This is a genomic window from Paenibacillus baimaensis, from assembly GCF_025567575.1.
In genome coordinates this window covers 158,311-184,906 of sequence record NZ_JAOQIO010000007.1, presented here as the reverse complement: position 1 = coordinate 184,906, position 26,596 = coordinate 158,311, and the positions used below count along the sequence as shown (strand labels likewise).

The 26,596-nt window shown below is 46.4% G+C and carries 22 protein-coding genes; 20 read left to right on the top strand and 2 right to left on the bottom strand.

The features are described 5' to 3' along the window. Window positions 1-10: 10 nt before the first annotated feature. The 20 genes from OB236_RS02565 (at window position 11) to OB236_RS02470 (ending at window position 24,914) form a co-directional block, all read left to right on the top strand. Window positions 11-1,717 carry a methyl-accepting chemotaxis protein gene (locus OB236_RS02565; RefSeq protein ID WP_262682570.1) on the top strand — a complete coding sequence of 569 codons (1,707 nt, stop codon included), beginning with the start codon at window positions 11-13 and terminating at the stop codon, window positions 1,715-1,717. Window positions 1,718-1,845: 128 nt separating this feature from the next. Then, window positions 1,846-2,031, top strand: a complete 186-nt coding sequence (locus OB236_RS02560) for a hypothetical protein (protein WP_076228292.1) — start codon at window positions 1,846-1,848, stop codon at window positions 2,029-2,031. Between the two features lie 292 nt (window positions 2,032-2,323). Further along, the gene (locus tag OB236_RS02555; protein ID WP_076228290.1) at window positions 2,324-3,412 is read left to right on the top strand and encodes a carbohydrate ABC transporter permease; all 1,089 of its coding nucleotides are present in this window, start codon (window positions 2,324-2,326) and stop codon (window positions 3,410-3,412) included. A gap of 30 nt (window positions 3,413-3,442) precedes the next feature. Beyond that, window positions 3,443-4,336 (top strand): carbohydrate ABC transporter permease, encoded by an 894-nt coding sequence (locus OB236_RS02550; RefSeq protein WP_262682568.1) that lies wholly within the window; start codon window positions 3,443-3,445, stop codon window positions 4,334-4,336. A gap of 49 nt (window positions 4,337-4,385) precedes the next feature. Next, the gene (locus OB236_RS02545) at window positions 4,386-5,240 is read left to right on the top strand and encodes an HAD family hydrolase (protein WP_262682567.1); all 855 of its coding nucleotides are present in this window, start codon (window positions 4,386-4,388) and stop codon (window positions 5,238-5,240) included. Between the two features lie 23 nt (window positions 5,241-5,263). Continuing rightward, complete coding sequence (locus OB236_RS02540; protein WP_262682566.1) at window positions 5,264-6,685, top strand: MBL fold metallo-hydrolase; 1,422 nt, start codon at window positions 5,264-5,266, stop codon at window positions 6,683-6,685. 75 nt (window positions 6,686-6,760) lie between these two features. Further along, a complete protein-coding gene (locus OB236_RS02535; RefSeq protein WP_262682565.1) occupies window positions 6,761-8,128 on the top strand; it encodes an ABC transporter substrate-binding protein in 1,368 nt (455 codons plus the stop codon). A 70-nt stretch (window positions 8,129-8,198) separates the two neighbouring features. After that, window positions 8,199-8,978: a DeoR/GlpR family DNA-binding transcription regulator gene (locus OB236_RS02530; protein ID WP_076228282.1), complete on the top strand. Its 780-nt coding sequence runs from the start codon at window positions 8,199-8,201 to the stop codon at window positions 8,976-8,978. A 303-nt stretch (window positions 8,979-9,281) separates the two neighbouring features. Then, complete coding sequence (locus tag OB236_RS02525) at window positions 9,282-11,531, top strand: helix-turn-helix domain-containing protein (RefSeq protein ID WP_262682564.1); 2,250 nt, start codon at window positions 9,282-9,284, stop codon at window positions 11,529-11,531. A 244-nt stretch (window positions 11,532-11,775) separates the two neighbouring features. Then, complete coding sequence (locus OB236_RS02520; RefSeq protein ID WP_262682562.1) at window positions 11,776-12,822, top strand: ABC transporter substrate-binding protein; 1,047 nt, start codon at window positions 11,776-11,778, stop codon at window positions 12,820-12,822. Between the two features lie 24 nt (window positions 12,823-12,846). Continuing rightward, the gene (locus OB236_RS02515; RefSeq protein WP_262682561.1) at window positions 12,847-13,947 is read left to right on the top strand and encodes an ABC transporter ATP-binding protein; all 1,101 of its coding nucleotides are present in this window, start codon (window positions 12,847-12,849) and stop codon (window positions 13,945-13,947) included. Then, entirely contained in the window at window positions 13,944-15,599 is a 1,656-nt protein-coding gene (locus tag OB236_RS02510; RefSeq protein ID WP_262682560.1) for an ABC transporter permease, read from the top strand. The genes OB236_RS02515 and OB236_RS02510 overlap by 4 nt, the downstream gene beginning before the upstream one ends. A 145-nt stretch (window positions 15,600-15,744) precedes the next feature. Next, window positions 15,745-17,445, top strand: coding sequence for a sensor histidine kinase (locus OB236_RS02505; protein WP_262682559.1), 1,701 nt, complete (start codon window positions 15,745-15,747; stop codon window positions 17,443-17,445). After that, a complete protein-coding gene (locus OB236_RS02500) occupies window positions 17,438-18,220 on the top strand; it encodes a response regulator transcription factor (protein WP_262682557.1) in 783 nt (260 codons plus the stop codon). Before OB236_RS02505 ends, OB236_RS02500 begins: the two co-directional genes overlap by 8 nt. 79 nt (window positions 18,221-18,299) lie before the next feature. Next, the gene (locus tag OB236_RS02495; RefSeq protein WP_262682555.1) at window positions 18,300-19,382 is read left to right on the top strand and encodes a nitric oxide synthase oxygenase; all 1,083 of its coding nucleotides are present in this window, start codon (window positions 18,300-18,302) and stop codon (window positions 19,380-19,382) included. Window positions 19,383-19,651: 269 nt separating this feature from the next. Then, on the top strand, window positions 19,652-20,557 hold the full coding sequence (locus OB236_RS02490) for an ABC transporter permease (protein WP_262683065.1): 906 nt from the start codon (window positions 19,652-19,654) through the stop codon (window positions 20,555-20,557). A 61-nt stretch (window positions 20,558-20,618) separates the two neighbouring features. Continuing rightward, window positions 20,619-21,497 carry a carbohydrate ABC transporter permease gene (locus OB236_RS02485; RefSeq protein WP_262682554.1) on the top strand — a complete coding sequence of 293 codons (879 nt, stop codon included), beginning with the start codon at window positions 20,619-20,621 and terminating at the stop codon, window positions 21,495-21,497. 31 nt (window positions 21,498-21,528) lie between these two features. Beyond that, window positions 21,529-23,037: a type 2 periplasmic-binding domain-containing protein gene (locus tag OB236_RS02480; RefSeq protein ID WP_262682552.1), complete on the top strand. Its 1,509-nt coding sequence runs from the start codon at window positions 21,529-21,531 to the stop codon at window positions 23,035-23,037. 12 nt (window positions 23,038-23,049) lie between these two features. Then, the gene (locus tag OB236_RS02475) at window positions 23,050-23,946 is read left to right on the top strand and encodes a family 43 glycosylhydrolase (protein ID WP_262682550.1); all 897 of its coding nucleotides are present in this window, start codon (window positions 23,050-23,052) and stop codon (window positions 23,944-23,946) included. Between the two features lie 68 nt (window positions 23,947-24,014). After that, a complete protein-coding gene (locus OB236_RS02470; RefSeq protein ID WP_262682548.1) occupies window positions 24,015-24,914 on the top strand; it encodes a glycoside hydrolase family protein in 900 nt (299 codons plus the stop codon). Between the two features lie 142 nt (window positions 24,915-25,056). Here the strand turns inward: OB236_RS02470 and OB236_RS02465 are convergent, their stop codons facing one another. Both OB236_RS02465 and OB236_RS02460 read right to left on the bottom strand, forming a co-directional pair. After that, window positions 25,057-25,410 carry a Rieske (2Fe-2S) protein gene (locus OB236_RS02465; RefSeq protein WP_076228251.1) on the bottom strand — a complete coding sequence of 118 codons (354 nt, stop codon included), beginning with the start codon at window positions 25,408-25,410 and terminating at the stop codon, window positions 25,057-25,059. Between the two features lie 23 nt (window positions 25,411-25,433). Continuing rightward, entirely contained in the window at window positions 25,434-26,495 is a 1,062-nt protein-coding gene (locus tag OB236_RS02460) for an amidohydrolase family protein (protein WP_262682546.1), read from the bottom strand. Window positions 26,496-26,596: the final 101 nt, after the last annotated feature.

Genomic DNA, 26,596 nt, shown 5'->3' with positions numbered 1-26,596 from the left:
GAGGTTTAATTTGAGTATAGTCATACTTCGCAATCTGAAATTCAGATCTAAAATGATCATTTTAAATGTGACAGCTCTTATCTCCATCATTCTTATTGCGTTTGTAGGCTATCATTATATGACGAGTATGGCTGCGAATTCCAAGGAAATGTACATGAGCCGATTGATGCCGGTCAAATGGATCAATAATATTCAAACCAGCACACGCACGAACGAAGCCAGTATGCTTGAGTTTCTGTTAACTAAGGATGAACTGTTAAAAATTAAGATCAGCAAGCAGGATCAATTTATCGATACTACGATTGAAGCATACAGCAAGATTGCCAATACTCCGACCGAAATGGAGCTGCTCGAGCAATATAAGAAGCTGCTTCCTACCTACCGTACAGCTGTCGACAAGGTAATCGAGCTTGCTATGGCTAATAATGAAGCAAAAGCATACGATGCATTTGTGACAGAGACCAGCATCTTAGGCAAACAAATTAACCAAACCTTAATTGACTTGTCTGATTACAATGAACAAATCGCTGAACAATTGTATGTACAAACGGAGCGGGACGCGACCACAGCGCAGGTCATTACTTTCATTTCAACCTTGCTCGCTGTAGCGGTCTCTATCCTGGTAGGGGTTATGATCAATCATGTTATCACAACACCACTGCGCTCCCTGCAAGAGTTAATGAATCGGGCTGGCGCTGGTGATCTTTCGGTAAATGGAGATTATCCTTATCAGGATGAGGTGGGCAGTCTTACGGGCTCGTTTAATAAAATGCTGGAAGGCTTACGTGCTTTGGTCATTCAGGTGTCGGACAACGCTCTGATCATTTCCTCAAGCTCTCAACAGCTGCTGGCAAGTACAGAGCAAAGTGCGCTGGCCTCCGAGCAAATCGCTTCATCAAGCGAATATTTGGAGCAGGAGCTGGATAAGCAAGTGATCAGTTTAGAGGATGCGACGAATGCTATTGATCAAATGGCGGACAAGATTACAGCGATCCAAAGTAACAGCGAAAATGTGTATGTATCTGCTGGCCAGGCCGCTACCTCTTCCAAAGAAGGGGCCTTGACCGTAACATCGGTATCGGAACAAATGGTATCGATCCATTCGTCAGTGAAAGATCTGGATGCTACTATTGAGCTGTTGACTACGCATATTCGTGATATTGGCAAATTCGTTGCCGTCATCCATGAGATTTCAGCTCAGACGAACCTGCTTTCCTTGAATGCGGCAATTGAATCGGCACGTGCGGGAGAAGCGGGAAAAGGCTTCGCTGTTGTCGCTGAAGAGGTCAAAAAGCTTGCTGACGAATCCGCAGTTTCCTCCCAACAAATTGAGAGGCTGATCGGTTTGATTCAATCGGAGATGAAACGGATTGGCAGTACCATGCGGAGCGGTTTATATGAAGTGGAATTAGGGATTGAAAAAACACAGCAAGCCCAAGTCGTCTTTCAGCATATAGACGAGGCGGTTGACCATGTATACGCAGGAGTCAGCAGTGTCAAAGAAACGGTTGACCATTTGATATTAGGCAGTCGAAGAATCGTGACCGTTATGGATGTCGTCGATCACGTTGCCAAAGAGGGCAAGGTAGTGAGTCGGCAAAGTTCAGCTTCAAGTCAGGAACAGTTCTCCAGCATGGAAGAAATCAGAAGTGCAGCTGAATCACTTGCCAAACTTTCTGAGGATTTACAACTGGCTTTACAGCATTTTCGACTATAAACGACAATTTTTAACAAAAGTCGCTAGATTGTCATAGTGTTGATGATGATTTTAAGGTAAACTAATGGCAAGCGACACAGTTGGTTTATCCATTCGTCGATACCACATTTATGGAAGGAATGATTTTTATGAATAAAGTTGAAAAGGTAAAAGCATTTTCAGAGTTGTTTGAACTCATTAACATGTATTATGTTGAACGGGATCAACCGAGCGAGGAAGACAACTTTTTTGCAAAAGTGGAGAACTGCTGCGATCTATTGGAATTGGATTTTGAAGAGCTTAAAAAAGCGTTTGAACTTAACTCTTTGGCCTAAGCAATATTTAATATCGTCTGAAACCCCATACCCACCACAAAAACACATACGAATCTAACAATGACCTGGCCTTTGGCCAGGTTTTTTGTTGATTTCATGAAAGACTGAAGCGTCTGAAATGACCGTTATTGTTGCGATTGTGACCGTTTGAGCACAGTAGGGTGCCGATAAGTGTAAACAACGGTAAGCATTTCAACAATATCTTTACTTGTCTCTAATCCTTGCAAAACATTGCATAGGTAGAATCAGTATGTAAGCCAAACAAGGAAGCTATCAGGAAGGAGCATTCGGAGTGATATCTAAAGAGGCTGTAGCATTGGGAAGCAAACCTACTGTTAAACCTGCCGCAACCCTTCGTGAACGCAAGCAAGTCGAGCCGCGTTCCAAACGAAAAACAAGAGAAGCATGGACTGGGTTTATGTACGCCCTGCCTGCATTGGCACTATTATTGCTGTTTCGGTACTGGCCACTTGTGTTCGGGATGTGGATCAGTTTATGGAAGTGGGGGTACGTACCGGAGCGTTTTATTGGCTTGGATAATTACGTCCGTATATTTACTGAGGATCTAATTGTAAGTGATCCTGCTGCCGGCTTGCAGCTGGGTGCTGTCGCGCAGGCTTTCATGGTGACAATCTTTTATGCGATAGGAACTATTCCCTTGACGCTGCTGCTTGCGTTTTTTGTAGCTTATGTGTTGTTCCATATAACGAAAGGCAAGACGCTGCTGCGGGTTCTGTTTTTTCTTCCTTATATTACCTCTCATGTAGCAGCAGCGATCGTGTTCAAATGGATTTTCCATCCGAGTGTAGGTCTTGCCAATTGGGGGGTACGCTCCATGGGAGGAACTCCGCAGCAGTGGCTTACCGATCCTGATCCCATTCTGATCAAGCTGATCACGACGCTTGGAGGTCAGTGGCCTGCTGCCATTCCGACTGTGTTCGCAGGGCCGACCTGGGCACTGGCTGTCATCATATTATTCTCCATATGGAGCAGCCTTGGCTTTCAGATTATCGTGTTCCTGTCCGGAATGACACAAATTCCGCATGATCTGACGGAGGCCGCCCGTATGGATGGAGCGCGGACCTGGAATGTGATCCGTCATGTGACCCTTCCGCTGCTGTCTCCGACCTGGTTTCTGCTTACCATTGTATCGGTCATCGGGGCTTTTGAATCGTTTAATGCCTTCTATGTATTTTCCGGTGGTGAGGGAGGTCCACTTGGCTCGACAATGTCGTTGCCATTGTATATTTTCCGCAGTTTTTATGTGTATGGTCAGATCGGCTATGCTTCTGCAGTATCGATGGTATTGTTCGTTCTGTTGCTGGGATTGACCTGGCTGCAGCTGCGCTACGGTGAGAAAAAGGTTCATTATATGCATTAATCGGAGGAAAGCTTTGAGGAGGAATGTAGCATGTACCAAATGGTTGGGGCGCGTCGCTCCTCCAAAATCTTATGGACAGTTGTGTTGATCAGTGTGGCGTTGTTGGCTTGTTGTGTCGTGTTTCCTTTCTTTTGGATGATCATGACCTCGCTAAAAAGCGCTGTGGAAATCAACCGGATGCCGCCAACCGTGCTGCCTGAGCTGTGGCAGTTTCAAAACTATGCGGCAGCCTGGCTAAAGCCGGAGTCGACATTTGAACAGTATTTTATTAATACAGTCATTATCGCCGGGATTGGAACGGCTCTGCAGCTGCTGGTTTGTGTACCGATAGCTTTTGCCATCACGCATTTTTCATTTCGCGGACGCAACCTGATTTTTATGCTGGTGGTCATCACGATGCTGATTCCTTACGATGTTACGTTGGTTCCGAATTTTGTAACGATGCGTCATATCCCTTTCGCTGGTGGCAATGATTGGCTAGGTGATGGAGGTCAAGGGTTTTATGATAGCTACATGGGAATGATGCTGCCATTTCTGGCTGAGGCGTTCACGATATTTTTGCTGAGACAGGCGTTTCTTTCCGTACAGAAGGAATACTGGGAGGCGGCTCAGGTCGATGGAATGTCAAATGGTCGCTATCTGTGGACGGTGCTGCTTCCACTCGTGCTGCCTTCGTTGATAACGACAGCATTGCTGGCATTTATCGGTAAATGGAACGGGGTGCTGTGGCCACTACTGATCACGTCCAGTGAATCACTCAGACCGCTGCAGGTTGGACTGCTCTATTTTGTCAGCGAGGAAGGTCCGAATTACCATCTTCTGATGGCGGCGGCTACCTTCACAATCGCACCGATTGTGCTGCTGTATGTGTTCGCTCAGCGCTGGTTTCATCAAGGTATCACAGCAACAGGGCTTAAAGGATAAGCAAGTGTGCATACAAACATAGCAGTTACTTGACAGAGGAGGATTACAGATGAATTGGCTGCACAATGTGGAGATCGTACTATTTGATCTGGACGGTACGCTTTATCAGGATGGAACCTTTTATAAACGTTACCTGGAGCTCTTGTTTGACAAAGGGGAGCATGCTGCAAGGTTGGAAGAGTTTCTTGTCGAAATGGCTTCCTTATTGGAAGGAAGTCATCCGAGCAGCATTGGGGATTGGTACCATCCGGGTTCGGATACATGGACACGCGGTGGAGATCTGACCGTGCACCGGGATTGGCAGGGTCAGCAAGTAGAGGCTGTACCGGATACGGCAGAAATGGCTTCTATATATGCAGGGGATGCATGGAGTCTGGTCAGCATCTTTGCAGCCAAATACGGTGTTGAGGAAGGGCAACGACAACTGGCCTTCCAGCAGGTACGAAAGGAAATGCTGCAGGGCGCTTCAAGCTTTGAACGCCATCTGGATCTATACGAGGCGATTGGAGGGCTGACCGGAGTACGTAAACGGATACTGCTCACCAACTCGCCGGAAAATACAGGCCGCGAATTTATTTCGGCACTTGCCTGCACGGATCTGTTCGACGAAATCGTGTATGGGGCTGGAAAGCCAAGTGGTCTTGAACGATATATGTCTGAGCTGATCGAGCAGGAGGGTCTGCGTCCAGATCAAATCTTATCGATTGGCGATCACGCCTGGAACGATCTGTACCCAGTACGCAAGCTTGGTGGCCAAACCGTTTGGCTGTCTCCGTATCCGTCTTCGGAAATGGTGCAATGGGATGTGCAGCTGTCCACTCTTGATGAGCTGGCAGACCTGTTGGTGATGCTGCAGCAAGCACAGGAGCAGAAGCTGGAACAGCAGGCTGAGGTCAACACATGAAGCATTCAAAGGAGGAAACAAACATGAGTGATCGGTATGAGGAAAAGCTTACCTTCTACGGCGGACTGACTACGATTGGCGGTGTACATATTATGTACAGCTGCGGGGATACGGGTATCGTATTCGATCTGGGTATGGCACGCGGTTTTTTCAACGGAGATACCCGGGTTCGGTCAGATTATGGGATTCGCAGTTTTTTACTGACACGCATGGCTCCGCCCGTGCTTGATCTGTACGACCCCGAACTGCTGGGTGATCTGGGCGAAGCAGAGCTGAAGCAGGTATGGGGCAGGGAGCAGCTGGAGCAGGTAACCAATCTGCATGGCTTTGTCAGCCACATTCATCAGGATCATATGGCACTGTTGCCCTCACTTCGGCCTAATCTCCCGGTATGGATGCATCGCGATGCCTATGCAGTGTACGAAGCGATTGTGGCAGCAGGTGAGTACGAAGACACACGTGCTGATATTCGCATCATTGAGGACGGGCAGATCGTCGATTATGGTCCCTTCCGCATCGAATTTATTGAGGTCGATCATGATAGCCCCGGTGTGACAGGATTCATCATTCATGGACCGGAGCATCGGATAGCTTTTACCGCTGACTGGCGTCGACATGGACGAAATCATCATCGCCTGGACCGTTTTATCGAACGCTGTCAGACGGTTGGTGTGGATGTGCTGATTACAGAAGGCACAAGGATGCGCCCAGATACTTTATTCCGTAAGCCGAAGGATCGGCTTGAGGTGCAGGTAGCTGTTGAGTGCCGCCTGGCGATGGAGCAAACGGACGGATTAGTGTATGTGAACATTCTTGCCCGTAATGTGGAGCGAGTAGCCGATCTGATTATGAAGACGCAGGAAGCGGGTCGTGAGCTGGTGATGGACGAAAGTACGGCTGTGCTCTGGTTTGAGGCTTCAGACAAGCTGCAGGTGCTGTCCGGACATCCCGCGCTGGAGGCTGGACGCCATGTAATCAGACTGCTTCGCACACCTGTTTGGTCACAAGGACCACGCCCTGCGAAGAATGTTAAGCTTCCTTATGCGCCTATTACAGTGAATGAGATTACAGCGAATAAATCACAGTATGCGGTTTACCTGATCTATCCACTCACTGCATTAATTGCAGAGCTTGAGACCAAAGGCTCGCAAGCTGCAGCGTCCATATACGTTCATGCTGATGGCAATCCACTGACTTCGGCTGACGAAACGCTGTTAAAGTGGTTGAACGAATTTGGTGTTCAATACCGTTATTGTGCAACTGGAGGTCACGCAGCTCCGCAAGAAATTACAGAATTGACGACTGCCATTGCGCCGGGACTCGTGATTCCACTGCACAGCAACCATCCGACCTTGTTCAACAGCGGTGGCGTCCGCAAATATTATCCAGCTCCAGGAGAAAGCTTCAAGGTGTCCGAGCTTGTGGGTAATAAAACAACCGTGTAGGACCTGCATTCAACGTTCGATATGACTTGCCATTCACCCAATAAACAATTCCCAACAATCGAAGGAGTGATAGTCGTGTATTCACGTAAATCGTTTGCTCATTGGAAAGCATCACTGGCGTCTTTGTTATTAATCACAACGGTAGGCTGTGGGGTGACAACTCCCGCAGCAACAACAGGCAGTGGGACGGATAAGAAAACGGAAAGCACAGCAGCCAAAGGCATTGAGCTCGGTAAAAATGGACCGATTACCATTGACTTCTGGCACATTCAGGCGACGATTTATGGCGATGCGATTAAAGAAATGGTAGCTGCCTTCAACAAGGAGTACGAAGGGAAGATCATCGTCAAGGAAGTATTCCAGGGTTCCTATGATGACCTGAACAAAAAGGTTCGTGCTGCGCTGCAGGGCGGAGGCCTTCCGGCTGTTGCGATGTCCTACGAGAGCGATACGCTCGAATATATGAAGGCTGATAAAATTGTACCGTTGGACGATTACATTAATGACCCGGTGAACGGGCTGAACAAGCAGGCGTTGGACGATATCATGCCAGGGGTGCTGGCGCGTCAGCGTATTCCGGAGTACAACGGCAAAACGATGAGCTGGCCGCACGGTAATTCCTCCATGGGCGTATACTACAACATCGATGTACTCAAAAAAGCAGGTTATGAGAAACCGCCGGCTACGTGGCAGGACTTTGAGAAAATGGCGCTCGATATTACACAAAAAAGTGGTGAGCCGGCATTGGTGATGGGCAACGCCAACAACGGAGGTACGTTCCGTACCTGGCTGCGCACCTACGGCATTGATCCGATCAAGCTGGATCAAAGCGGCGTCAATTATGATAATCCGCAGGCGGTAGAGCTGGCAGCTATGATGAAAAATTTGCTGGATAAAAAAGCGATCATGCTGGCAGAAAATACGGAGCAGGAATTCACGAATGGCAGAGCAGCCATGGAAATCGGAACGACTGCCCGCACAAGCTCAAAGCTGGATCTGATCAAGGACAAGTTCAAATGGGGAATCACCCTGATTCCACAGGGCAAGAGCGACAGCAAGGTGACTGAGCTGTATGGTGGCAATCAGGTGTTGTTCAAGACGACCCCCGAGAAGCAGCTGGCGGGATGGCTGTTCCTGAAATACTTTGCAGAATCCAAGGCACAGGCGATCTATGCAGCGAAAACCGGATATTTCCCGGCTACCAAATCTGCACAGGATACGGATTTACTGAAGAAAAACTATGCGGATAATCCGCAAAAGAAACAGGCTTTTGATGAAGTGTTCCCTTATGCACGTATCGATGTATCATCCGCTGCGCGCAACAAGATGGATACGGTTCTGGGCGAAGCGCTGCAGGCAATGAATGCGGGTAAGCTGACTCCAGCTGATGCGATGAAGAAAGCGCAGGCTGACGTTACCAAGACTTTAAAAGAATTCAAATAATATTTGAAAAAGTTAAACCGGAGCCTGAGAAAAGCAAGTTATTTACTCAGGCTCTCAGGGGGTAACAGCATTGAGCTCAGTTCAACGGAGAAATGAAATTATGATCGCAGTACGGCGTGTTGGCAGCGTCTCAGTTGAAGAGCTGGTCGATACGTATCAAGTCTCGGTGGAAACAATCCGCCGGGACCTTCGTATTTTGGACGAGAAGGGATTTTTGCGCAGAACGTATGGCGGAGCGGTGAAGCGGGAGCAGACCACCTGGGATATGCCTTATTACGAAAGAATGCAGCTCAATCTGGAACGCAAAGAGGCGATTGCCCGTGAAGCTGTGAAGCTGCTGGAGGATGGCGATAGCGTTTTTATTGACGGAAATACCTCCGGTCTGGTGCTTTCCCGTTACGTCCCTGATGACAAGAACCTTACGATTGTTACGAATTCGGCTATGGTTACCCTGAATCTGATTCAGAAGAAGGGGAAGCTGAAGGTTTATCTGGTTGGCGGAGAGGTCGATGAGGACGGCAAGACGTTCGGCTACAAGCTGCACTGTGAGCTGCGTCAGTACCGATTCGATAAGGCGCTGTTTTCCTGCATGGGCTTTGGGCCAGAGGGCATTTATTATTCCAAGTGGGAACCGCTGCAAATTGCCCAGATGCTGGTCGAACAGAGCAATCATCTGATTCTGATGGCGGATTCGTCGAAGGTCAATCGCAGCGGCTTTCTGTTTGGCATGGGACTGAACCGTATTCATACACTTGTAACAGACGAAGGAACACCTGCCGATATGCGCGATAGTTTGCGGGATTCAGTCCGCAGCTTGGTCATCAGCGGCATTGAAGGTAAAGATGAATAGCTGCCTGATAGGAAATGGAGCATAGAAGTAAATTGAACTGCGGCATCTTTAGGGATGTCGCAGTTATTTGGCATGCCTCAGAGTGCTGATTACCGACAATCTGCCCTAATGATTATATACAATTATGACACCAACAGATAACTTAGAGAGCATAGGGGCTGATTTGTAACCCTATTTTGTATTCTATATAATGTAGAAACCGGATACCATTGTGAAAAACAGCTGTGCTGAAATGATTAAAATGTATATATTTACCATTTCATCAAGTGCGATGACTATAAGCCTGAATCGTGAGGGAATGCCATGTATAAATCCAAATATTTACGGAGAATCATTCTCTTTAGTATGATCCTGGTTACGATCCCCGTCGTATCCTTAGGTATTTTATCTTTTTTTAAAGCCAAGGGTATTGTTCAGGAAAAGGTTAATGAGGGTAACATGCAAGTGCTAACGCAGACGGAGTTGAAGGTTGAGCAGATTTTGCAAACGATTGATAACGCAATTGTCCAATTCAGTAACAGTAAACTTGTCAGCGAATCGATAACCCGGGGCTTTGAGGCCAGGGATTTTATGTTAGTGACCGATTTGGCGAATGGCCTTTACAAGCTGCAATCCTATGATCTAGGTATTTCCAATGTACAGCTTGCGAGCTTTGCGCATAGATGGACACTCGACAACAGCGGGTTCATGCAATCTATGACGGACATCGAATTGAAAACGCTGACAGAACGAACGCAGTTTGCAGAATCATCCAAGTGGGTTACCAACGAAGGTGCCTCCCATATTTTGCTGGTCAAAAAACTGCCGATCAATATCTATAAGGGCACATCCGGTGTGATTGTTGCGAACGTTCCTAACTATAGGCTGCAAAAGCTGATTCCCGAATATAACGGCGAGTCGGATACGATTGTCTTTGATGCGGATTACCGCTTATTGACAAGGGTATCCAATCCGGATTTTTCGCAGGAAAAGATTGATCAGGTGGTTCAACATTTAAAAGCATCCACAGTGGATAAAGGCAGCAATGAAATTCGTCTGCAGGATGGGTCCATCGGTATCACTTACAAAAAATCTGCTTTTAACGGCTGGGTCTATGTTTCGCTTGTTTCAATTGAACAGATTACGAAGGAGTCAGGGGCGATCGGTTGGTACACGTTTTATGTGTGCACAGGAGTATTTCTCATTTTGCTGGTGCTATCGCTAATCGGGTCCAATCGAATCTACACACCCATTCGTCTTGTATTCGAGTCCGCGGCTGGAGATAAAGCTATCGAGAACAGAAATGAGGATGAGCTGCAATTCATTGGCAAACATATCGTTTCGCTGCGAACCTCACAATCGAGACTGCTGGATCAAATACAGGGACATACGAAGCAGCTGAAGGAATTTTTTGTGAGAAAATTGCTGTTAGGTGAGCTGAATGGTCAAGAGATTAAAGAAAAGTCAGAGCAATTTCAGTATGAATGGGGCGGTGACTCCTATTGTGTGCTGACAGTACAAATTGACACTTTAGCGGGAACGCGTTTTCAGGAAAATGATCATGACCTGCTGATGTTTGCGGTTAACAATATCGTCTCGGAGCTGACACTTCCGGAATCCCGTCTTGAACCTGTCGTTATAGGCGGCAATCAGGTGACACTGCTGAGGAACAGGACTTCTTCGTCCGAGCAAGGCAAGAACGATGTGTATGCCCTCTCAGAGCTGATTCAGACAACGGTCAAAGAAATACTGGGGCTGCAGATCAGCATAGGCATCAGTGGCTTCTATACGAATTTGAATAGAGGGGCGCAGGCTTACAGGGAAAGTCTGGAGGCATTAAAGTATAGAATTCGCTTTGGTGAAGAGGCTATTCTGCATGTTGAGGATGTGCTGCCTGACCATCGGATTCAGACGATTTTCCCCGAATGGATCGAAAAGCAGCTTATCGATGCGCTCAAGATTCCCGATTTGGACAAGGCCCAGCAGCTGCTGCACGAGTTTCTTACTGTGATGCTGCGCGACCCTATTCGGCATCAGGAATACCAGATGATTTTGTTCCGGCTGCTGGCTGATCTGATTCGCGAGATTCAGAATGCAGGCGAGAATCTTCAAGCCTCCTCCCAGGAGGACCGGCAGCTGTTTGAGCAGCTTTTTAATCTCAAAACGATTGCAGAAACCGAGAGCTGGTTTATGAAAACAGTGCTGGAGCCGATGGTCACATTATTGAACAAAAAGTGGGAAAGCCAGAATAAAAATATTTCCGAGCATATGATCGAAATTATCCATGAAGAGTTTGAGTCCGACCTGACCCTGGATTTATGTGCAACGCGGCTTAATTATCATCCGAATTATCTAAAAACAGTGTTCCGTAAGGAAACCGGTGTGAACTTCAGTGATTACGTTTCGCAATATCGACTCAATCAAGCGAAAAAATGGCTGCTGGAAACCGATATGAAGGTATCCCAAATTGCGGAGAGACTCAGATATCAGAATTCGCAAAACTTCATTCGGTATTTCCGCAAGATGGAGGATATGACTCCAGGCGATTATCGAAAAAAATATTTGGATCACTAGACCAATGTCAGTTTAACTGACGTTGGTTTTTTATTTATTTAACGATGTTAAATATGTAACGCTTTCAAATTTGTTTATTATTATCTATGGGGTGAAGGCATAATTAGAACGATAAGATTAGGTGAATAATGGGATTTATATGTTAGATTAGTTGTCAATTTTAGATGATGTTTATGTATTTTAGGATTTAAATGTTGAGGGCTTCTGATAGAATTATCTTATATTCAAATAGGGGGCGAACATATTGAGAAAAGGTATAAGTTTAATAGTGGCGCTGGTATTAACGATAAGCCTGTTGGCTGCATGTGGGCAAGCGAGTTCTAAAGACAAGGGTGCAGCGAGTGCTCCCAAGGGTTCGACCAAGCTGGTTGTCTATACGCCTAACAGTGAAGATATTATTAATACGTTGATCCCGATGTTCGAGAAGCAAACCGGAATAACGGTTGAACTGGTGTCGGCTGGTACTGGGGAGCTGATCAAGCGATTGCAATCCGAAAAAGCGAATCCATACGCTGACGTCATGTTTGGAGGCTCTCATGCATTGTTTATGGGCAATGGCGATTTGTTCGCCAATTATGTTTCTCCCAATGATAAGGATTTAATGGAGGGACATCGCAATGAAACAGGCTACATGACATCTTATGTTTCGGATGCTAGTGTCCTGCTGGTCAACAAGAACCTGGTTGGAGATATCAAAATCGAGAGTTATGAGGATTTGTTAAATCCCAAATTAAAGGGGAAAATCGCTACGGCGGATCCGGCAAGCTCCAGTTCGGCGTTTGCTCAATTAACGAATATATTGTTGGCCAAGGGCGGAGATTACACGTCCGATAAAGGCTGGAATTTCGTGGGTAGCTTAATTAAGAATCTGGACGGTAAAATCTCCAGTGGCTCCGGCGCTGCACATAAGAGCGTAGCGGACGGCGAATATATTGTGGCCTTGACCTATGAAGATCCATCGGCTAGCTACGTGAAAAGCGGCGGACCTGTCAAAATCGTATATCCAACTGAAGGTGCTGTATTTCTTGATGCGGTTGCAGGGATTGTAAAAGGTACAAAAAATGAAGACAATGCCAAGAAATTTATCGATTTCATTATATCCCAGCCTGCACAGGATGCATTCGGAACTCAACTGACTAACCGTCCATTGCGCACGAATGCCAAGCTTGGAAGCCATATGAAACCGATGAGTGAAATTAAAGTGATCAAGGAAGATGACAAATACGTACGTGAGCATAAGAAAGAAATCGTTAGCCGTTATACGGATACCTTTACCAAATTGCAAAAATAAACATAAAGAAATCGGGTGGAAACGATGAGCGTAACCATATCCTTCCAGGATGTTGTGAAGAAATATGGCGATACCAAAGTGATTCCTGAGCTGACGCTTAATATCAAACAGGGTGAGTTCTTCACCCTGCTTGGTCCCTCGGGATGCGGAAAAACGACGCTCCTGCGTATGGTTGCCGGCTTTAACTCCGTAGAAGGCGGGGAGATTCGCTTTAATGATCGTGTTATTAACCAGGTAGCGCCGGGCAAAAGGAATATAGGCATGGTGTTCCAGAACTATGCGATTTTTCCTCACTTAACCGTTAAGGGCAATGTTGCTTTTGGTTTGGAGAATCGTAAAGTATCAAAGGCGGATATTGAAAAGAAAGTGGCCGAGGTACTGAAGGTCGTGCAAATTGATCAGTACAAGGACAGACTGCCGCAAAATTTATCTGGCGGACAGCAGCAGCGTGTAGCGTTAGCGAGAGCTATCGTGATACGTCCTGATGTGCTGCTGATGGATGAGCCCTTGTCCAATCTGGATGCGAAGCTTCGTATTGAAATGCGCAATGCAATCAAAGAAATTCAGAATAGCGTTGGCATTACAACGGTGTATGTCACACATGACCAAGAGGAAGCCATGGCGGTATCCGATCGGATTGCTGTCATGAAATCGGGTATTATCCAACATGTAGGAACGCCTCAGGAGATTTATCAACGGCCTGCTAACATATTTGTTGCAACCTTCATAGGACATACCAATATTTTGGAGGGGACTTTGACCAAAGTGAACAATGAGTACCGTGTTCGTTTCAGTCCCGGCTATGAAGAGCGGGTGAACAATATCAAGGTGCCTACGTCCGCTGAAGTGCAGCCCGTCAAACTATCTGTTAGGCCGGAAGAATTTATCATTTCCGAGGATGGCACTGGAATTAAGACAACGATAGTAAGCAGTATTTTTCTCGGGCAGAATACCCATTACTTCGCAGACCTGGAAACGGGCTTGCGAGTTGAAATCACCATAGAGTCGACAACTGGTAATCTATTAAAGCCGGGCTCGGTGATTTATCTGAAAGCCAATATGGACAAAGTGAATGTGTATGATGAGCAGGGTGAGATGAATTATACGGGGGCCATTGGCCTATGAATCAACGAAGTCAGCGGCTTGATATCTGGATGCCCATTACGATATTGATCTTTGTGATCTATCTTGTGTTCCTAGCTTTTCCCTTGTTTACATTATTGACCAAAAGCTTTTTTGACGGTACGACCGGCGCCTTTTCCCTTGCTTATTTCGTGAAATTTTTTAGCAAGCAGTATTATATGAATGCCTTGTTTAACAGCATGAAGGTAACGGCCTGTGTGACGATTTTATCTGTTGTGATTGCAGCACCACTGGCCTATATCATGTCGACGATCAAGATCAAGGGCAGCGGCACCATTCAAATTCTGATCCTCATTTCCTCGATGTCTGCTCCGTTCATTGGTGCTTACTCATGGATTCTGCTGCTTGGCAGAAACGGAGTTATCACCAACTTTGTTAAAGGTGTATTGGGAATTCCGATGCCGGACGTGTATGGCTTTACCGGAATCGTGCTCGTGCTGACGCTTCAGCTGTCCCCGCTCGTCTTCATGTATGTGTCCGGGGCGCTAAAGAATGTGGATAATTCTTTGATGGAGGCAGCCGAGAGCATGAACTGCACCGGAATCCGCAAAATGTGGAAGGTGCTGATTCCGCTCATTACACCAACATTGCTTGCAGGCGGAATGCTCGTGTTTATGCGTGCATTGGCTGATTTCGGGACACCGATGCTGATCGGTGAAGGATATAAAACGATCCCTGTACTTATTTTTACCGAATTTATTAGTGAGGTTGGCGGGGATGATGGTTTTGCAGCCGCTATTAGTGTGCTCGTAGTTATATTTGCTACATCGATATTTCTATTGCAAAAATATATATCCAACCGCAAATCGTTCACGATGAGCGCGCTGAATCCAATACAGCCCAAAGAGAAGAAGGGCTTGGGTAATATTATCGTTCATGGTGTCGTCTATGTGTATACCGCAATCGCCTTGCTGCCGCAGGTGTATGTCATGTATACCTCCTTTCTCAACACGTCGGGACGCATATTTGTATCCGGGTACTCATTGAACAGCTATCGCGCTGCTTTTACGAAGATTGGAGATTCTATTGCGAATACCTTTATATTGGCGGCTATTTCAATCTCTATCATTGTTCTGTTGGCGATACTTATCGCTTATGTAACGGTCAAAAGAAGAGGTGTGACCTCCAATATCCTGGATGTGTTCACGATGTTCCCCTACATTGTTCCGGGCTCGATTCTCGGTATTGCCCTGCTCGTTACCTTCAATCACAAGCCGCTTGTACTGAGCGGCACGGCGATTATACTGATTGCAGCCTTCGTCATCAGGCGTCTGCCTTATACGATTCGATCCAGTGCGGCTGTACTGCATCAGGTAAACGATAGTATAGAGGAAGCGGCGATCAGCCTGGGTGCCTCGACCATGAAGACGTTTTTCAAAATAACGCTGCCCATGATGATTTCCGGGGTCATAGCAGGTGCGATTTTAAGCTGGATCAGCATTATTACGGAATTAAGCACCTCCATCATTTTGTACACAGGCTCCACAAAAACGATGACAGTGGCCATTTATACGGAGGTTATTCGCGGCAACTACGGTGTAGCAGCAGCCTTATCGACGATGCTTACTATCATTACGGTCCTGTCACTGCTCTTGTTTTTCAAATTGTCGGGCAAAAAGGACATCACCATGTAAGTGTGGGCTGTTCTTGTAAACTCTTGGTCTTACGGTTGGTTCCTGCATCAAGCGGGGCCAGCCTTTGTTGTACTTGTTTATGCTTAACCAAGTAAGGTATGATGAGAGCTCTGGTAATCAACTATATAGTGCGGGATGTGGTGGTATGGAGGCGAATAAGAACAACTTTAAGGAGTCCACTCGTCGTTTGTTTTTACTGTATACCTTTATGCCGATTATCGTGTTGTTTATCTTGTTTCTGATCTTTACTCTTATCAATAATAAAATCATATTGGCGAATGAAACTATGGAAGCCAACGAAACGATCAATCAGTCGATGTCCAAAATATACAATCAATATTATAAGGAAATCAACCGGATGGCCGCACTGCCGCTTGTTATTGATTATGCCGTTACGCGTGCGAACAGCCAGGACGTGTATGAACAATTTTATGAATTTAATAACCATCAAAAGGTGAAAAGCGTATTTCATATCATCGATGTGAAGGGCATATTCGTTGCATCCTCCGCACCTTCCAACGGCTTGATCGAGGATATGGTATTCAAGGATATTGTACCTCGGATTCCACCTATAGCCACAGCAACTCTGACAGAAACGAATCACATTGCCTACTCTCACGATCGTTTCACCTTATATACCTTCGGGAAAGCGATCCTGCACAATAATACGGTGGTCGGTTATTTGGTGTATCAATTATATGAAGAAGATGTACAGAAGCTTATATTTGTGCAAAACAATGAAATATCGGTCATCACCGACCAGCACAACACGATTATAGCCACGACGAACAATATTGCCAAAGGGTTAATGAACAAATTTAATCCAATATACGATGCCCAGGGCTACATTCAATTAAATAATGGCAGATATTATGTGAGCCAATCTAATATTCCAACCGCTCAAATGAAGGTATATACACTGAATTCCCTGCGGATCGAGAAATATGCTTATATCTCGTTAACGGTGTTTATTATCGTAACTAGTATTTTGTTATGGGTGATGGTTCATTTTTTGTCACAAAAAATGTCATCGCGCAATACCGCATCCATAGACAAGCTGCTGTATGCCGTGAACAAGCTGCAGGAGGGTCATCTGGATGCTTACGTTGAAATCAAAACCGGGGATGAATTCGAGACACTAGCCAATCAATTTAATATTATGCTTAACCGTCTGAATGAATTATTGCACAAGAACGAGGAGCTATCGAACCTTAGACGTCTGATAGAAGTTAAGCAGCTGCAATCACAGTTTCATCCGCATTTTATTTTTAATGTGCTGGAAATTCTGCGCTATGCCATTGTCGTAGACAGCCAACAGGCGCAGGAGATTGTCATGATCCTCTCCAGACTGCTTCGTTATAGTATCAGCAATGATGGACAAACGGTATTAATGAAGGGTGATCTGAACCATGTGATCGATTACTTGAAGCTCCAGCAAATACGCTTTAAGGACCGATTAACCTACACGATCGACGTATCCACCGAGGGACAGAACGCCTTGGTTCCGAAGCTTCTCCTGCAGGCAATTATCGAGAACTCAATTAAATACGGGTATCAGCATCAGGAGGCTTTGTTCATTTCGATTCGAGGGTATGTGGTAGGTCAGGATCTGGTACTGGAAGTCGTGGATAATGGAGATGGCATGGACGATCGGAGGCTCGCGGAAATCAGGGATATTCTGAGCAGCCCGGATAATCAGAGCAAGCATATCGGACTCAATAATCTTCATCGTCGTCTGGTGCTTTTGTATGGTGAGCAATACGGCATTCAGCTTCAGAGCTCCCCTGACTCAGGAACGAGTGTCACAATCTTAATTCCCTACGAAAAAGGTGATGAAGGTGTTTAAGGTACTGCTTGTGGAAGATGAGGAAATGATACGTAAAGGCTTGCGTTATACATTCGACTGGCTTGGTTCGGATTGTATTGTCATCGATGAGGCCGTTAATGGCGCTGAGGGACTATCGAAGATTATTGAACTGCAGCCGGATATCGTCATAGCGGATGTGAATATGCCCTTAATGGACGGGATCACGATGATAGAGCGCAGTATGGATGCGGCAACCTGCAGCTTCATTATTGTTTCCGGATACGATGAATTCCATCTGGCCCAAAAAGCCGTGCATCTGGGTGTTAGCGAATATTTGCTGAAGCCGTTGGAGCAGCATCAATTAATTGAAGCCCTAGCACGGGCCAAAACACAGATTGAGCTTAAGAAGAAATACCAGCTCATTAAGAACAACCCCAAGCAATTGGACGAGGTTCTTAGTGCTGCCCTGATGAACGATGCGCCAACGAAGGCTTCCAAATATGTAGCCCAGATGATTGCTTATATTCAGTTGAATTACGCAGAGCGGATCAGCATTCAAGATCTGGTCAAACAGCTCGGGATCAGCTCTACCTACTTAAATCAGAAGTTTAAAACAGAAACGACCTATACGTTCAATGAATTCCTGAATCGATACCGGATTCAAAAGGCGATGGATCAGCTGAAGACCGGTGAAGGCAAGGTGTATACCATCGCCTCCGATGTTGGTTTCAAGGATTACAAATATTTTATCAGCATTTTCAAAAAGTATGTGAATATCACTCCGAGCCAATTCCAGGACCAATTTAAATCGTGAACGGTGAGCTCCTATTTGGAATCGAAGCCTGTTTTTACTATAATAGAGAGCAGGATAAGGATAGGAGTACGAATTTAATATGAATGTTTATCATGAGGTTGGAGAAGCCGAGCATTTTATTCATACATGCTACAGCGAAACAGGCAAAACTATGGGTGAAAAGGAACAACGAATTATAGAGATCCGGCAAGCGATAGCCGAACAGGGCTTTTATGAGCATACGCTGGAGGAACTGCAATATGGAGCAAAGCTCGCATGGCGCAACAGCAATAAATGCATCGGCAGGTTGTTCTGGGAGACCCTGCATGTTATCGATGCGCGCACTTTGGAAACGGAGGAGGAGATCGTGCAGGCGCTGTACCGTCATATCGAATACGCTACGAATGGTGGTCGGATTCGTCCGGCAATCACTATTTTCAAGCCTGCTATTCAGCCGGAGCAGCAGATTCGCATTATGAATCACCAACTCATTCGTTACGCGGGTTATGAAATCGATGGTGGTGTGGTTGGAGATCCGGATTCAGTTGCCATCACGAATCTTTGCCAGGAGCTGGGCTGGAGGGGAGCCGGGGGCTCCTTTGACGTGCTACCGCTCTTGGTAAAAATAGGTGATCGAGTACCGCGGCTATTTGAGATTCCGTCATCGCTCATCATGGAGGTGCCTTTGAGCCATCCGGAGCTCCCTGGCTTTGCCGATTTGGGGCTGCAATGGTACGCCGTGCCAATGGTCTCCAACATGCGGCTGGAGATTGGAGGCATTCATTATACAGCAGCTCCCTTCAACGGCTGGTATATGGGGACTGAGATTGGAGCACGGAATCTTGCGGATACGGGGCGTTATAATATGCTGCCCAAGGTAGCCGATATGATGGGACTCGATACGAGCAGGGATTCAACCTTATGGAAGGATCGGGCGCTGGTCGAATTGAATATAGCTGTATTGGATTCTTTCAGGCAGCATGGTGTAGCCATCGTCGACCATCATACAGCCGCCCAGCAATTTATGAGATTCGAGGCCAACGAGCAAAAGAAGGATCGTCAGGTGACCGGGAATTGGTCCTGGTTGATTCCTCCCTTATCGCCCGCGACGACACATATTTTCCATCGGCAATATGAGGATGCAATTGTAAAACCGAATTTTTTTTACGATGAGACTATATAGGGCTATCAGCGAAACCTCCCAACAAGGAGGTTTTTTGGCTTTTTAAGAGATTATCCGATCTGCCTTAATGATTATAAATGATCAATTTGGCACGTAAACCGGCCTCTGAGGCTCTCACAACCCCATGATCTGCTGCCGTGATTGTAGACGGTAACTGGCAAAGCCTATAAAGTATGAGCTACAGACAAACAACCATACAACGGGTGAATGGGGAGTGAACCAAGATGCAGGCTGTATCTGAAACGAGATCATCCATTTCAGATTCCAAAATGAATGCTTTTAAACGAAGACTCAAACGGCAAAAATGGTTTTTTATTATGCTGCTTCCGGGACTGCTGTACTTCCTAATTTATAAGTATATGCCGATGTGGGGTATACTCATTGCGTTTCAGGATTACCAGCCATTCCTGGGTTTTTTTGGGAGTAAATGGGTTGGGTTCAAGCATTTCGAAACGTTTTTTGGCAATGAGATGTTCTGGCAGCTGTTCAAGAATACATTCATTCTGGCTGTGTATAACATCGTGTTTTTCTTTCCATTACCGATTGTCATTTCGCTGATGCTTAATGAGGTTCGCCGAGATATATTTAAACGATGGATTCAAACACTCATCTATGTACCGCATTTTGTATCGTGGGTAGTAGTGGTCGGAATCAGCTTCCTGTTCTTTTCGACAGAGGGCGGAATTGTCAATACGATGCTGAACAGTATGGGAGCTGAACCGGTCAAGTTTCTGCTAAGCAAGGATTGGTTCCGAACGATCATTACTTCACAAGTGATATGGAAAGAAACGGGATGGGGCACGATTATTTTTTTGGCTGCGCTGGCTGGTGTCGATCCTGGATTGTATGAAGCAGCCCGCATCGACGGGGCTAACCGTTGGAGACAAATGTGGCATATTACGCTTCCTGCGATTCGCAGTACGATCATTATTTTACTTATTCTGCGGATCGGCACGTTCCTTGATTCCGGCTTCGAGCAAATTTTTCTGATGGTTAATCCATTGAACCGCGAGGTTGGAGAAGTGTTCGATACGTATGTATACACGACGGGGATTTCGCAAGGGAAGTTCAGTTACAGTACAGCGGTGGGTGTGTTTAAATCGATCATCGGGCTGTTGTTGGTAACCGGGGCGAATCGCTTAGCCAAAAAGTTCGGTGAAGAGGGTATTTATTAATAAGTGACGTTTGGTCATTGCACTCAAGGTTCAGTCAAACTCGAAGGAGGATCAAACCCATATGGTAGAAAAACAACTATCCAGCAGATTGCTTGAGGGCATCAATTACTTGCTTCTGCTCCTTATTGCCGCCGCTTGTATCCTGCCTTTTATCTTCATCATCGCTTCGTCACTGACAGCTCCTGAGGAACTGCTGAGGAAAGGATTTATCTTATTCCCTACCAAATTTTCTTTGGTTGGTTACAAGTATATTTTATCCACGGACATTATTTTATCCAGCCTTGGCGTTTCGATATTTATCACGGTAGTTGGAACGCTGGCGAATCTGTTGTTCACCGCCTTAATGGCGTATCCGCTGGCGCAAAGAGATTTGATGGGTGTCAAGTTGTTCATGAAGCTGGTCGTGTTCTCGATGCTGTTCAGCGGCGGGATGATTCCTACGTATCTGGTCGTGAAGGAGACGGGGCTGCTCGATAATGTCGGCTCTCTTATCATTCCGGGCTTGATCAGCGCCTTTAACCTGATTATTATGCGCAGCTTTTTTCAAAACCTGCCTGATGGTCTGGAGGAAGCAGCTAGGATTGACGGCAGCAGCGATGTGGGGATTTTGTTCCGGATTGTGCTGCCATTGTCGGCACCCGTATTGGCTTCACTCGCTTTATTTTATGCGGTAGGGCATTGGAATGCTTACTTCAATGCCGTTCTATATATTAACGACAGCACGCTATGGCCGATTCAGGTATGGCTCAGACAAATCGTTATTCTATCGCAGGGAGGGATTGGAGATTCTACGAATTTCGGTGAGGATTTTGTTGCTCCACCAGCGGAAACGGTCAAGATGGCAGTTATTGTGCTTTCGACGCTGCCAATTCTGATTGTATATCCATTTCTGCAAAAGCATTTTGCCAAAGGCGCGTTATTGGGGTCAGTAAAGGGTTAAACTAAACTAGAGATGAAGAGGAGATTTAACTATGAAAACGAATGAAACTCGTAAATTTGCGAAAATGATTAGCGTTGTTTGTTTGACCTGCATGTCGGTGTCACTGCTGGCAGCCTGCACAGGCAAAACCGAAACACCGGCCGGACAACCGGCAGCAGGCACACCGGCCAAGCCGTTAGAGCTTCAGATTATGATGATTCAACAAGGTGCTGAGCCGCCAAAGAAGGACAGCCCCATTCAGAAAAAGATCGAAGAGTACACCAATACGAAGCTTGATATTATCTGGGTACCTGGAGCGGGTACAGCCTATGATGACAAGGTTAGTGCAACAAATGCTTCCGGTAAGCTGCCTGATGTGATGCTGATCCGTAAAACGAAGGAATCCGCCATGCTGAACGCGCAAATGTCGGGCATGTACTGGGATTTGACTCCATTTATTAAAGACACGAAAAACCTTAGCAAGATGAATCCGGTCGCAGTGAAAAATGCGAGCGTCAGTGGCAAGCTGTATGGGATCCCGCGGGAGCGCGTATTGGCTCGTTACGGTATGATATTCCGCAAGGATTGGTTGGATAATTTGGGATTGCAAACTCCTAAAACAGCTGATGATATTTACAATGTGGCGAAAGCCTTCACGTTAAATGACCCGGATAAGGATGGGAAGAACAATACGACCGGTATCCAGGAAGATGCTACGATGGAATTGCTGAAGCAGCTGACCATTTACAATGGAGGTCCGAATGGATGGGGACTGAAGGACGGCAAGATTACACCAGACTTCCTATATCCAGAGTTCAAGAAATCTTTGGACCTCTACAAAAAGATGGTTAGCGAAAAGCTGATCAGCCCGGATTTCCCGATTGCCAAGAAATACGATTACTTTAACCAGGGCAAAGCGGGCATGTATTTCTCCGTTATCGATGATGGTGCTACCCGTCATTTGGATATGATTAAAGCGAATCCGAAAGTGGTCGTTGATGTCGCTGAGAATTTCGATGGCCCGCAAGGACAAAAGGTAAGAGGCACTGTAGGTTATGATTCTCTGATCGTCATTCCAAAATCGAGTGTTACGACTGAAGCCAAGATGAAGCAGGTGCTGGCGTTCCTGGACAAGTTGGGTGATGAAGAGATGCTGACACTGCTCAATAACGGGATTGAAGGGACTGACTACAAGGTTGAAAATGGAGCAACGAAAAGAGTCGATGGCTCGCAGCTATCTGGAGAGTTTGTTAACCTAAGATGGGGAGATCAATACGGTGGCATCAAGATTACTAAAAATGCGATTGAAACCAAAATTGACAAAATGTTCGCTGACAATAAAGGTATCGCGGTTAATGATCTAAGCGCTGCATTATTATCCGATACCAACACAGAAAAAGGCGTGGACTTGAAAAAGGCGATTACGGATGCACAAACCAAGTTTGCGCTAGGCGAGCTCGATGACAAAGGCTGGAGCGATGCCGTAGACAAATGGGTTAAAGGCGGTGGCGACAAGATCATGGAAGAGTTCACAGCCGATTATAACAAAAACGGCAAATAAGGAGCTGAAAACATGATCCAATATTCCGAGCTGCCGCAGCATCTGACACCCTTGTTTGACTACCCGCTTCGCGATACGTCCATTTGTCTCGGAGGCGACGGTGTGTATTACCTGACCGGAACGACAGGTGCACCCGATTGGTGGGCGGTCACGGGAGACATCCAGCTGTGGAAATCATCAGATTTGGAGCATTGGGAGCCGCTCATTACCAAACCGCGTAAACGGACGTCAGTTTGGAACGTGGATCGGGACGGCACCTGGCAAAAGGAGATCCAGCAACGGGACGGTGCGCCGTTCCGCCCGCTCTGGGCACCCGAGATTCACTTTCTCAAAGACACCTACTGGCTTACCTACAGCATTCCGAGACTTGGCAATGGACTGCTGCGAAGCATTAGCGGCAAGGCGGAAGGGCCTTATGTGGATAACATCAAGGTGGATGCACCGCTCAGTCCGCATATTGATGCCTCACTCTTTCAGGATGATGACGGACAGGTATACTTCTTATGTGATAACGGTAAAATGGCGAGAATGAATGAAGATATGACGGCATTGGCAGAGGAGCTGCGGCTTCTAAGTCCTGCCAATGCCGAGCATGTCGGTTTCGAAGGGACGTTTCTGTTCAAAGCTGAGGGACGTTACCATCTGGTTGGAGCGGATTTTGTGGATGGTGATTATCACTGCTTTGCAGCAAGCTCCGATAAGCTGTATGGTCCTTATGGCGACCGATATGTAGCTATTCCGCATGGCGGGCATAATATGATTTTTCAGGATAAATTGGGCCAGTGGTGGAGCACATTTTTTGGCAATAATGACAGTGCTCCGTTCAAGGAAAGGCCGGGCGCGCTTCGAATTGAATTTGATCAGAACGGACAAATCCGCCCTATGAAGGAATCCCGTTCGGAGCTGTGACAAGCTTGAACTAGCTGCCCAATGATCAAAACGATTAAGTAGTTAGCTGTTTTTACGGAGGGATGAAATTGACTGTCTTGAGATTGGACGATATTCCATCACCTGTATTACTGCAAGGCAATAGCCGGATCGCTTATCGCGACCCGGCTGCTTTGTATCATGAGGGTGTATTCCGGTTGTTTTTTACGCTGACGGAAACAGAGGCGGATGGACGTATATACATGTATACAGCGACGAGTGAAAGCCGCGATTTGTTATCTTGGAGCGAGCCGAGAAAATTGACACCGAGAGACCGCAGCTTGAATTATTCCAGTCCTGGCAATGTGATTCGCTATCAGGATCGTTGGGTGATGTGTCTGCAAACCTATCCAAGGCCAAATGGTGAGAAATACGGCAATCACACATCTAGAATATGGAAAATAGAAAGTCGGGACCTCGTGCAATGGACAGTTCCTGAACTTCTGCTCTTGAAAGGCTCAGAGGTTCCTATCGAGCAAATGGGCCGGATGATCGATCCTTATTTAATTGAAGACAAGGATGAATCCGGCAAATGGTGGTGCTTTTACAAGCAAAATGGCGTTAGTCTCTCGTACTCCTACGATTTAGAGAAATGGACTTATTATGGACATGAGCGCGCGGGGGAAAACGTCTGTATTTTGAATGAACGCAATGAATATGTGATGTTTCACTCTCCGGAGAATGGTATCGGGATCATGCGGTCATTGGATTTGAAAAGCTGGACGCATCAACAGCCAGTACTGACCTTGGGACAGCAGGAATGGGAATGGGCGAAGGGCAGAATTACTGCGGGGTTCGTCCTGGATTGCCGAAACGTTGCAGGCATCGGTAAATTCCTGATGTTCTTTCATGGGAGTGGCCCGGAGGATGAGCAGGTTATCTTCGATACCCACTCTTGTATCGGAATCGCGTGGAGTGATGATCTTGTGGAGTGGCATTGGCCGAAGTAAACCTGAGCAAGCATAGAGATTCACAGCATTATCATCTACGAGCAGTAGCCGCCTGAGCATTAACTCCGGCGGCTTTTATATGAGGACATTCGCAAAGCGGTCTATTGTCTGTCGTAGACAGGCAACCGGTATACACTGGAGCTTAGCCAATAACAACTCCGACCTTGCCTTCGTCTACTTGTGTTGTATAGCTTCGGGTACGCGTTTTGTCATTAAATAGCGACTTTCCGGTCTTGATATCAAATTCCCAGCCGTGCCACGGACAGCGGACGATCTCCTGATCTCTTCCATATATAAATTCATATACGCCGGAATCCAGTGTTGTTCCACAAACGTCACCCCTGCACAAAGGTGCACCCTCATGCGGACAATAATTGTGAATGGCGTAAAACTCCCCTTTAATATTGTAAACACCGATCGATCGACCGGATACCTCCACCACCTTGTGACTCCCTGGCGGAATGTCAACGGCTTCAGCAATATAATAAACGGCCATGTGGGAACTTCCTCCTCCTGCTCCTATTTAAGCTGGTACAGCTGACGGGCATTTTCGTAAAAAATCTTGTGCTTCGCTTCAGCGGACAGACCTCTCATGATCATAAAAGGGTCATCAAAATCCCAATGTGGGAAATCGCTGGAAAATAATAGAATATTTTCCGCGTCCATCATTTCAAATATTTGCTGCAAATGCTTGGGATTATCGGGCTCTTCAATCGGCTGTGTGGTCAAATAACAATGATCACGGATGTATTGGCTGGGCATCTTCTTCAACCATGGAGTGGTTGCGCGCAGCGCTTTAAAATTTTTATCCATTCGCCACATCAAATGGGGAAGCCAGGCTACTCCGCCTTCTACGAGTACAAATTTCAAGCGTGGGAATTTCTCAAACACACCTTCCAGCACAATGCTAACGAGCTGAGCCATGAAATTTTGTGATAAGCAAGTGTGCCATTGGAAATAGTTGCTCACATAACCCGCCGCAGTAGGCGGATTGGAAATACCGCTTCCTTCGGCTCCCGGGTGGATAGCAACAGGCAGCCCATGCCTCTCTGCCGCTTCATAAATTGGATGATAGTAACGGTTCCCATAAGGAATGTGTGTAGCGCTTATTAGGATGACCTGTACGATATCGGGATGTGGTCCAATCCGATCGATTTCCCGGGCAGCCTGCAGAGGGTCTTGGGTGGCTACGGTCATGGAACCTTTAAGCTTTGGATGATTCGGGAGCCATTGATCAATCAAGTAGTCATTATAGGCTGCCACAATAGCCGTGGCGTAATCGGCATCGGGATGAATGGACATGGCATAGGTACTGCCGGTAAGTATTGCATAATCCATATGATAAGCATCGACCAGATGCTCCATAACGAGCTCGGGATAGGCTGCTGCGTCCCGGCCGTCGGCCGCATAGGCATCCTTACGCTGTACACCAATAGGCGAAGTATACGTGCCGCCGCCGCCCTGTATACCGAATTTGATAACTCTGCTTTTCCAAGGCTCTTTCAAGTAAGGCACGAGATCCATATGGCTCTTCAGTGCATGATGAACGTCGCAATCAATGATTTGGGCTGGAAGCTTCATATCGTCATTCCTTTCACAATGGTTGATTGATTTCAAGTTCAGTATAAAAAAATAAGCTTCTGCTTGCGATAAACAAAACAATTATTATTTGGACAATTCGA

Bases quoted from the DNA above. Each gene is read 5' to 3' on its own strand.
- OB236_RS02480 (WP_262682552.1), top strand. From the start codon at position 21,529: ATGAAAACGAATGAAACTCGTAAATTTGCGAAAATGATTAGCGTTGTT.
- OB236_RS02475 (WP_262682550.1), top strand. From the start codon at position 23,050: ATGATCCAATATTCCGAGCTGCCGCAGCATCTGACACCCTTGTTTGAC.
- OB236_RS02490 (WP_262683065.1), top strand. From the start codon at position 19,652: ATGAATGCTTTTAAACGAAGACTCAAACGGCAAAAATGGTTTTTTATT.
- OB236_RS02545 (WP_262682567.1), top strand. From the start codon at position 4,386: ATGAATTGGCTGCACAATGTGGAGATCGTACTATTTGATCTGGACGGT.
- OB236_RS02510 (WP_262682560.1), top strand. From the start codon at position 13,944: ATGAATCAACGAAGTCAGCGGCTTGATATCTGGATGCCCATTACGATA.
- OB236_RS02525 (WP_262682564.1), top strand. From the start codon at position 9,282: ATGTATAAATCCAAATATTTACGGAGAATCATTCTCTTTAGTATGATC.
- OB236_RS02540 (WP_262682566.1), top strand. From the start codon at position 5,264: ATGAGTGATCGGTATGAGGAAAAGCTTACCTTCTACGGCGGACTGACT.
- OB236_RS02460 (WP_262682546.1), bottom strand. From the start codon at position 26,495: ATGAAGCTTCCAGCCCAAATCATTGATTGCGACGTTCATCATGCACTG.
- OB236_RS02515 (WP_262682561.1), top strand. From the start codon at position 12,847: ATGAGCGTAACCATATCCTTCCAGGATGTTGTGAAGAAATATGGCGAT.
- OB236_RS02560 (WP_076228292.1), top strand. From the start codon at position 1,846: ATGAATAAAGTTGAAAAGGTAAAAGCATTTTCAGAGTTGTTTGAACTC.
- OB236_RS02465 (WP_076228251.1), bottom strand. From the start codon at position 25,410: ATGGCCGTTTATTATATTGCTGAAGCCGTTGACATTCCGCCAGGGAGT.
- OB236_RS02550 (WP_262682568.1), top strand. From the start codon at position 3,443: ATGTACCAAATGGTTGGGGCGCGTCGCTCCTCCAAAATCTTATGGACA.
- OB236_RS02495 (WP_262682555.1), top strand. From the start codon at position 18,300: ATGAATGTTTATCATGAGGTTGGAGAAGCCGAGCATTTTATTCATACA.
- OB236_RS02505 (WP_262682559.1), top strand. From the start codon at position 15,745: ATGGAGGCGAATAAGAACAACTTTAAGGAGTCCACTCGTCGTTTGTTT.
- OB236_RS02485 (WP_262682554.1), top strand. From the start codon at position 20,619: ATGGTAGAAAAACAACTATCCAGCAGATTGCTTGAGGGCATCAATTAC.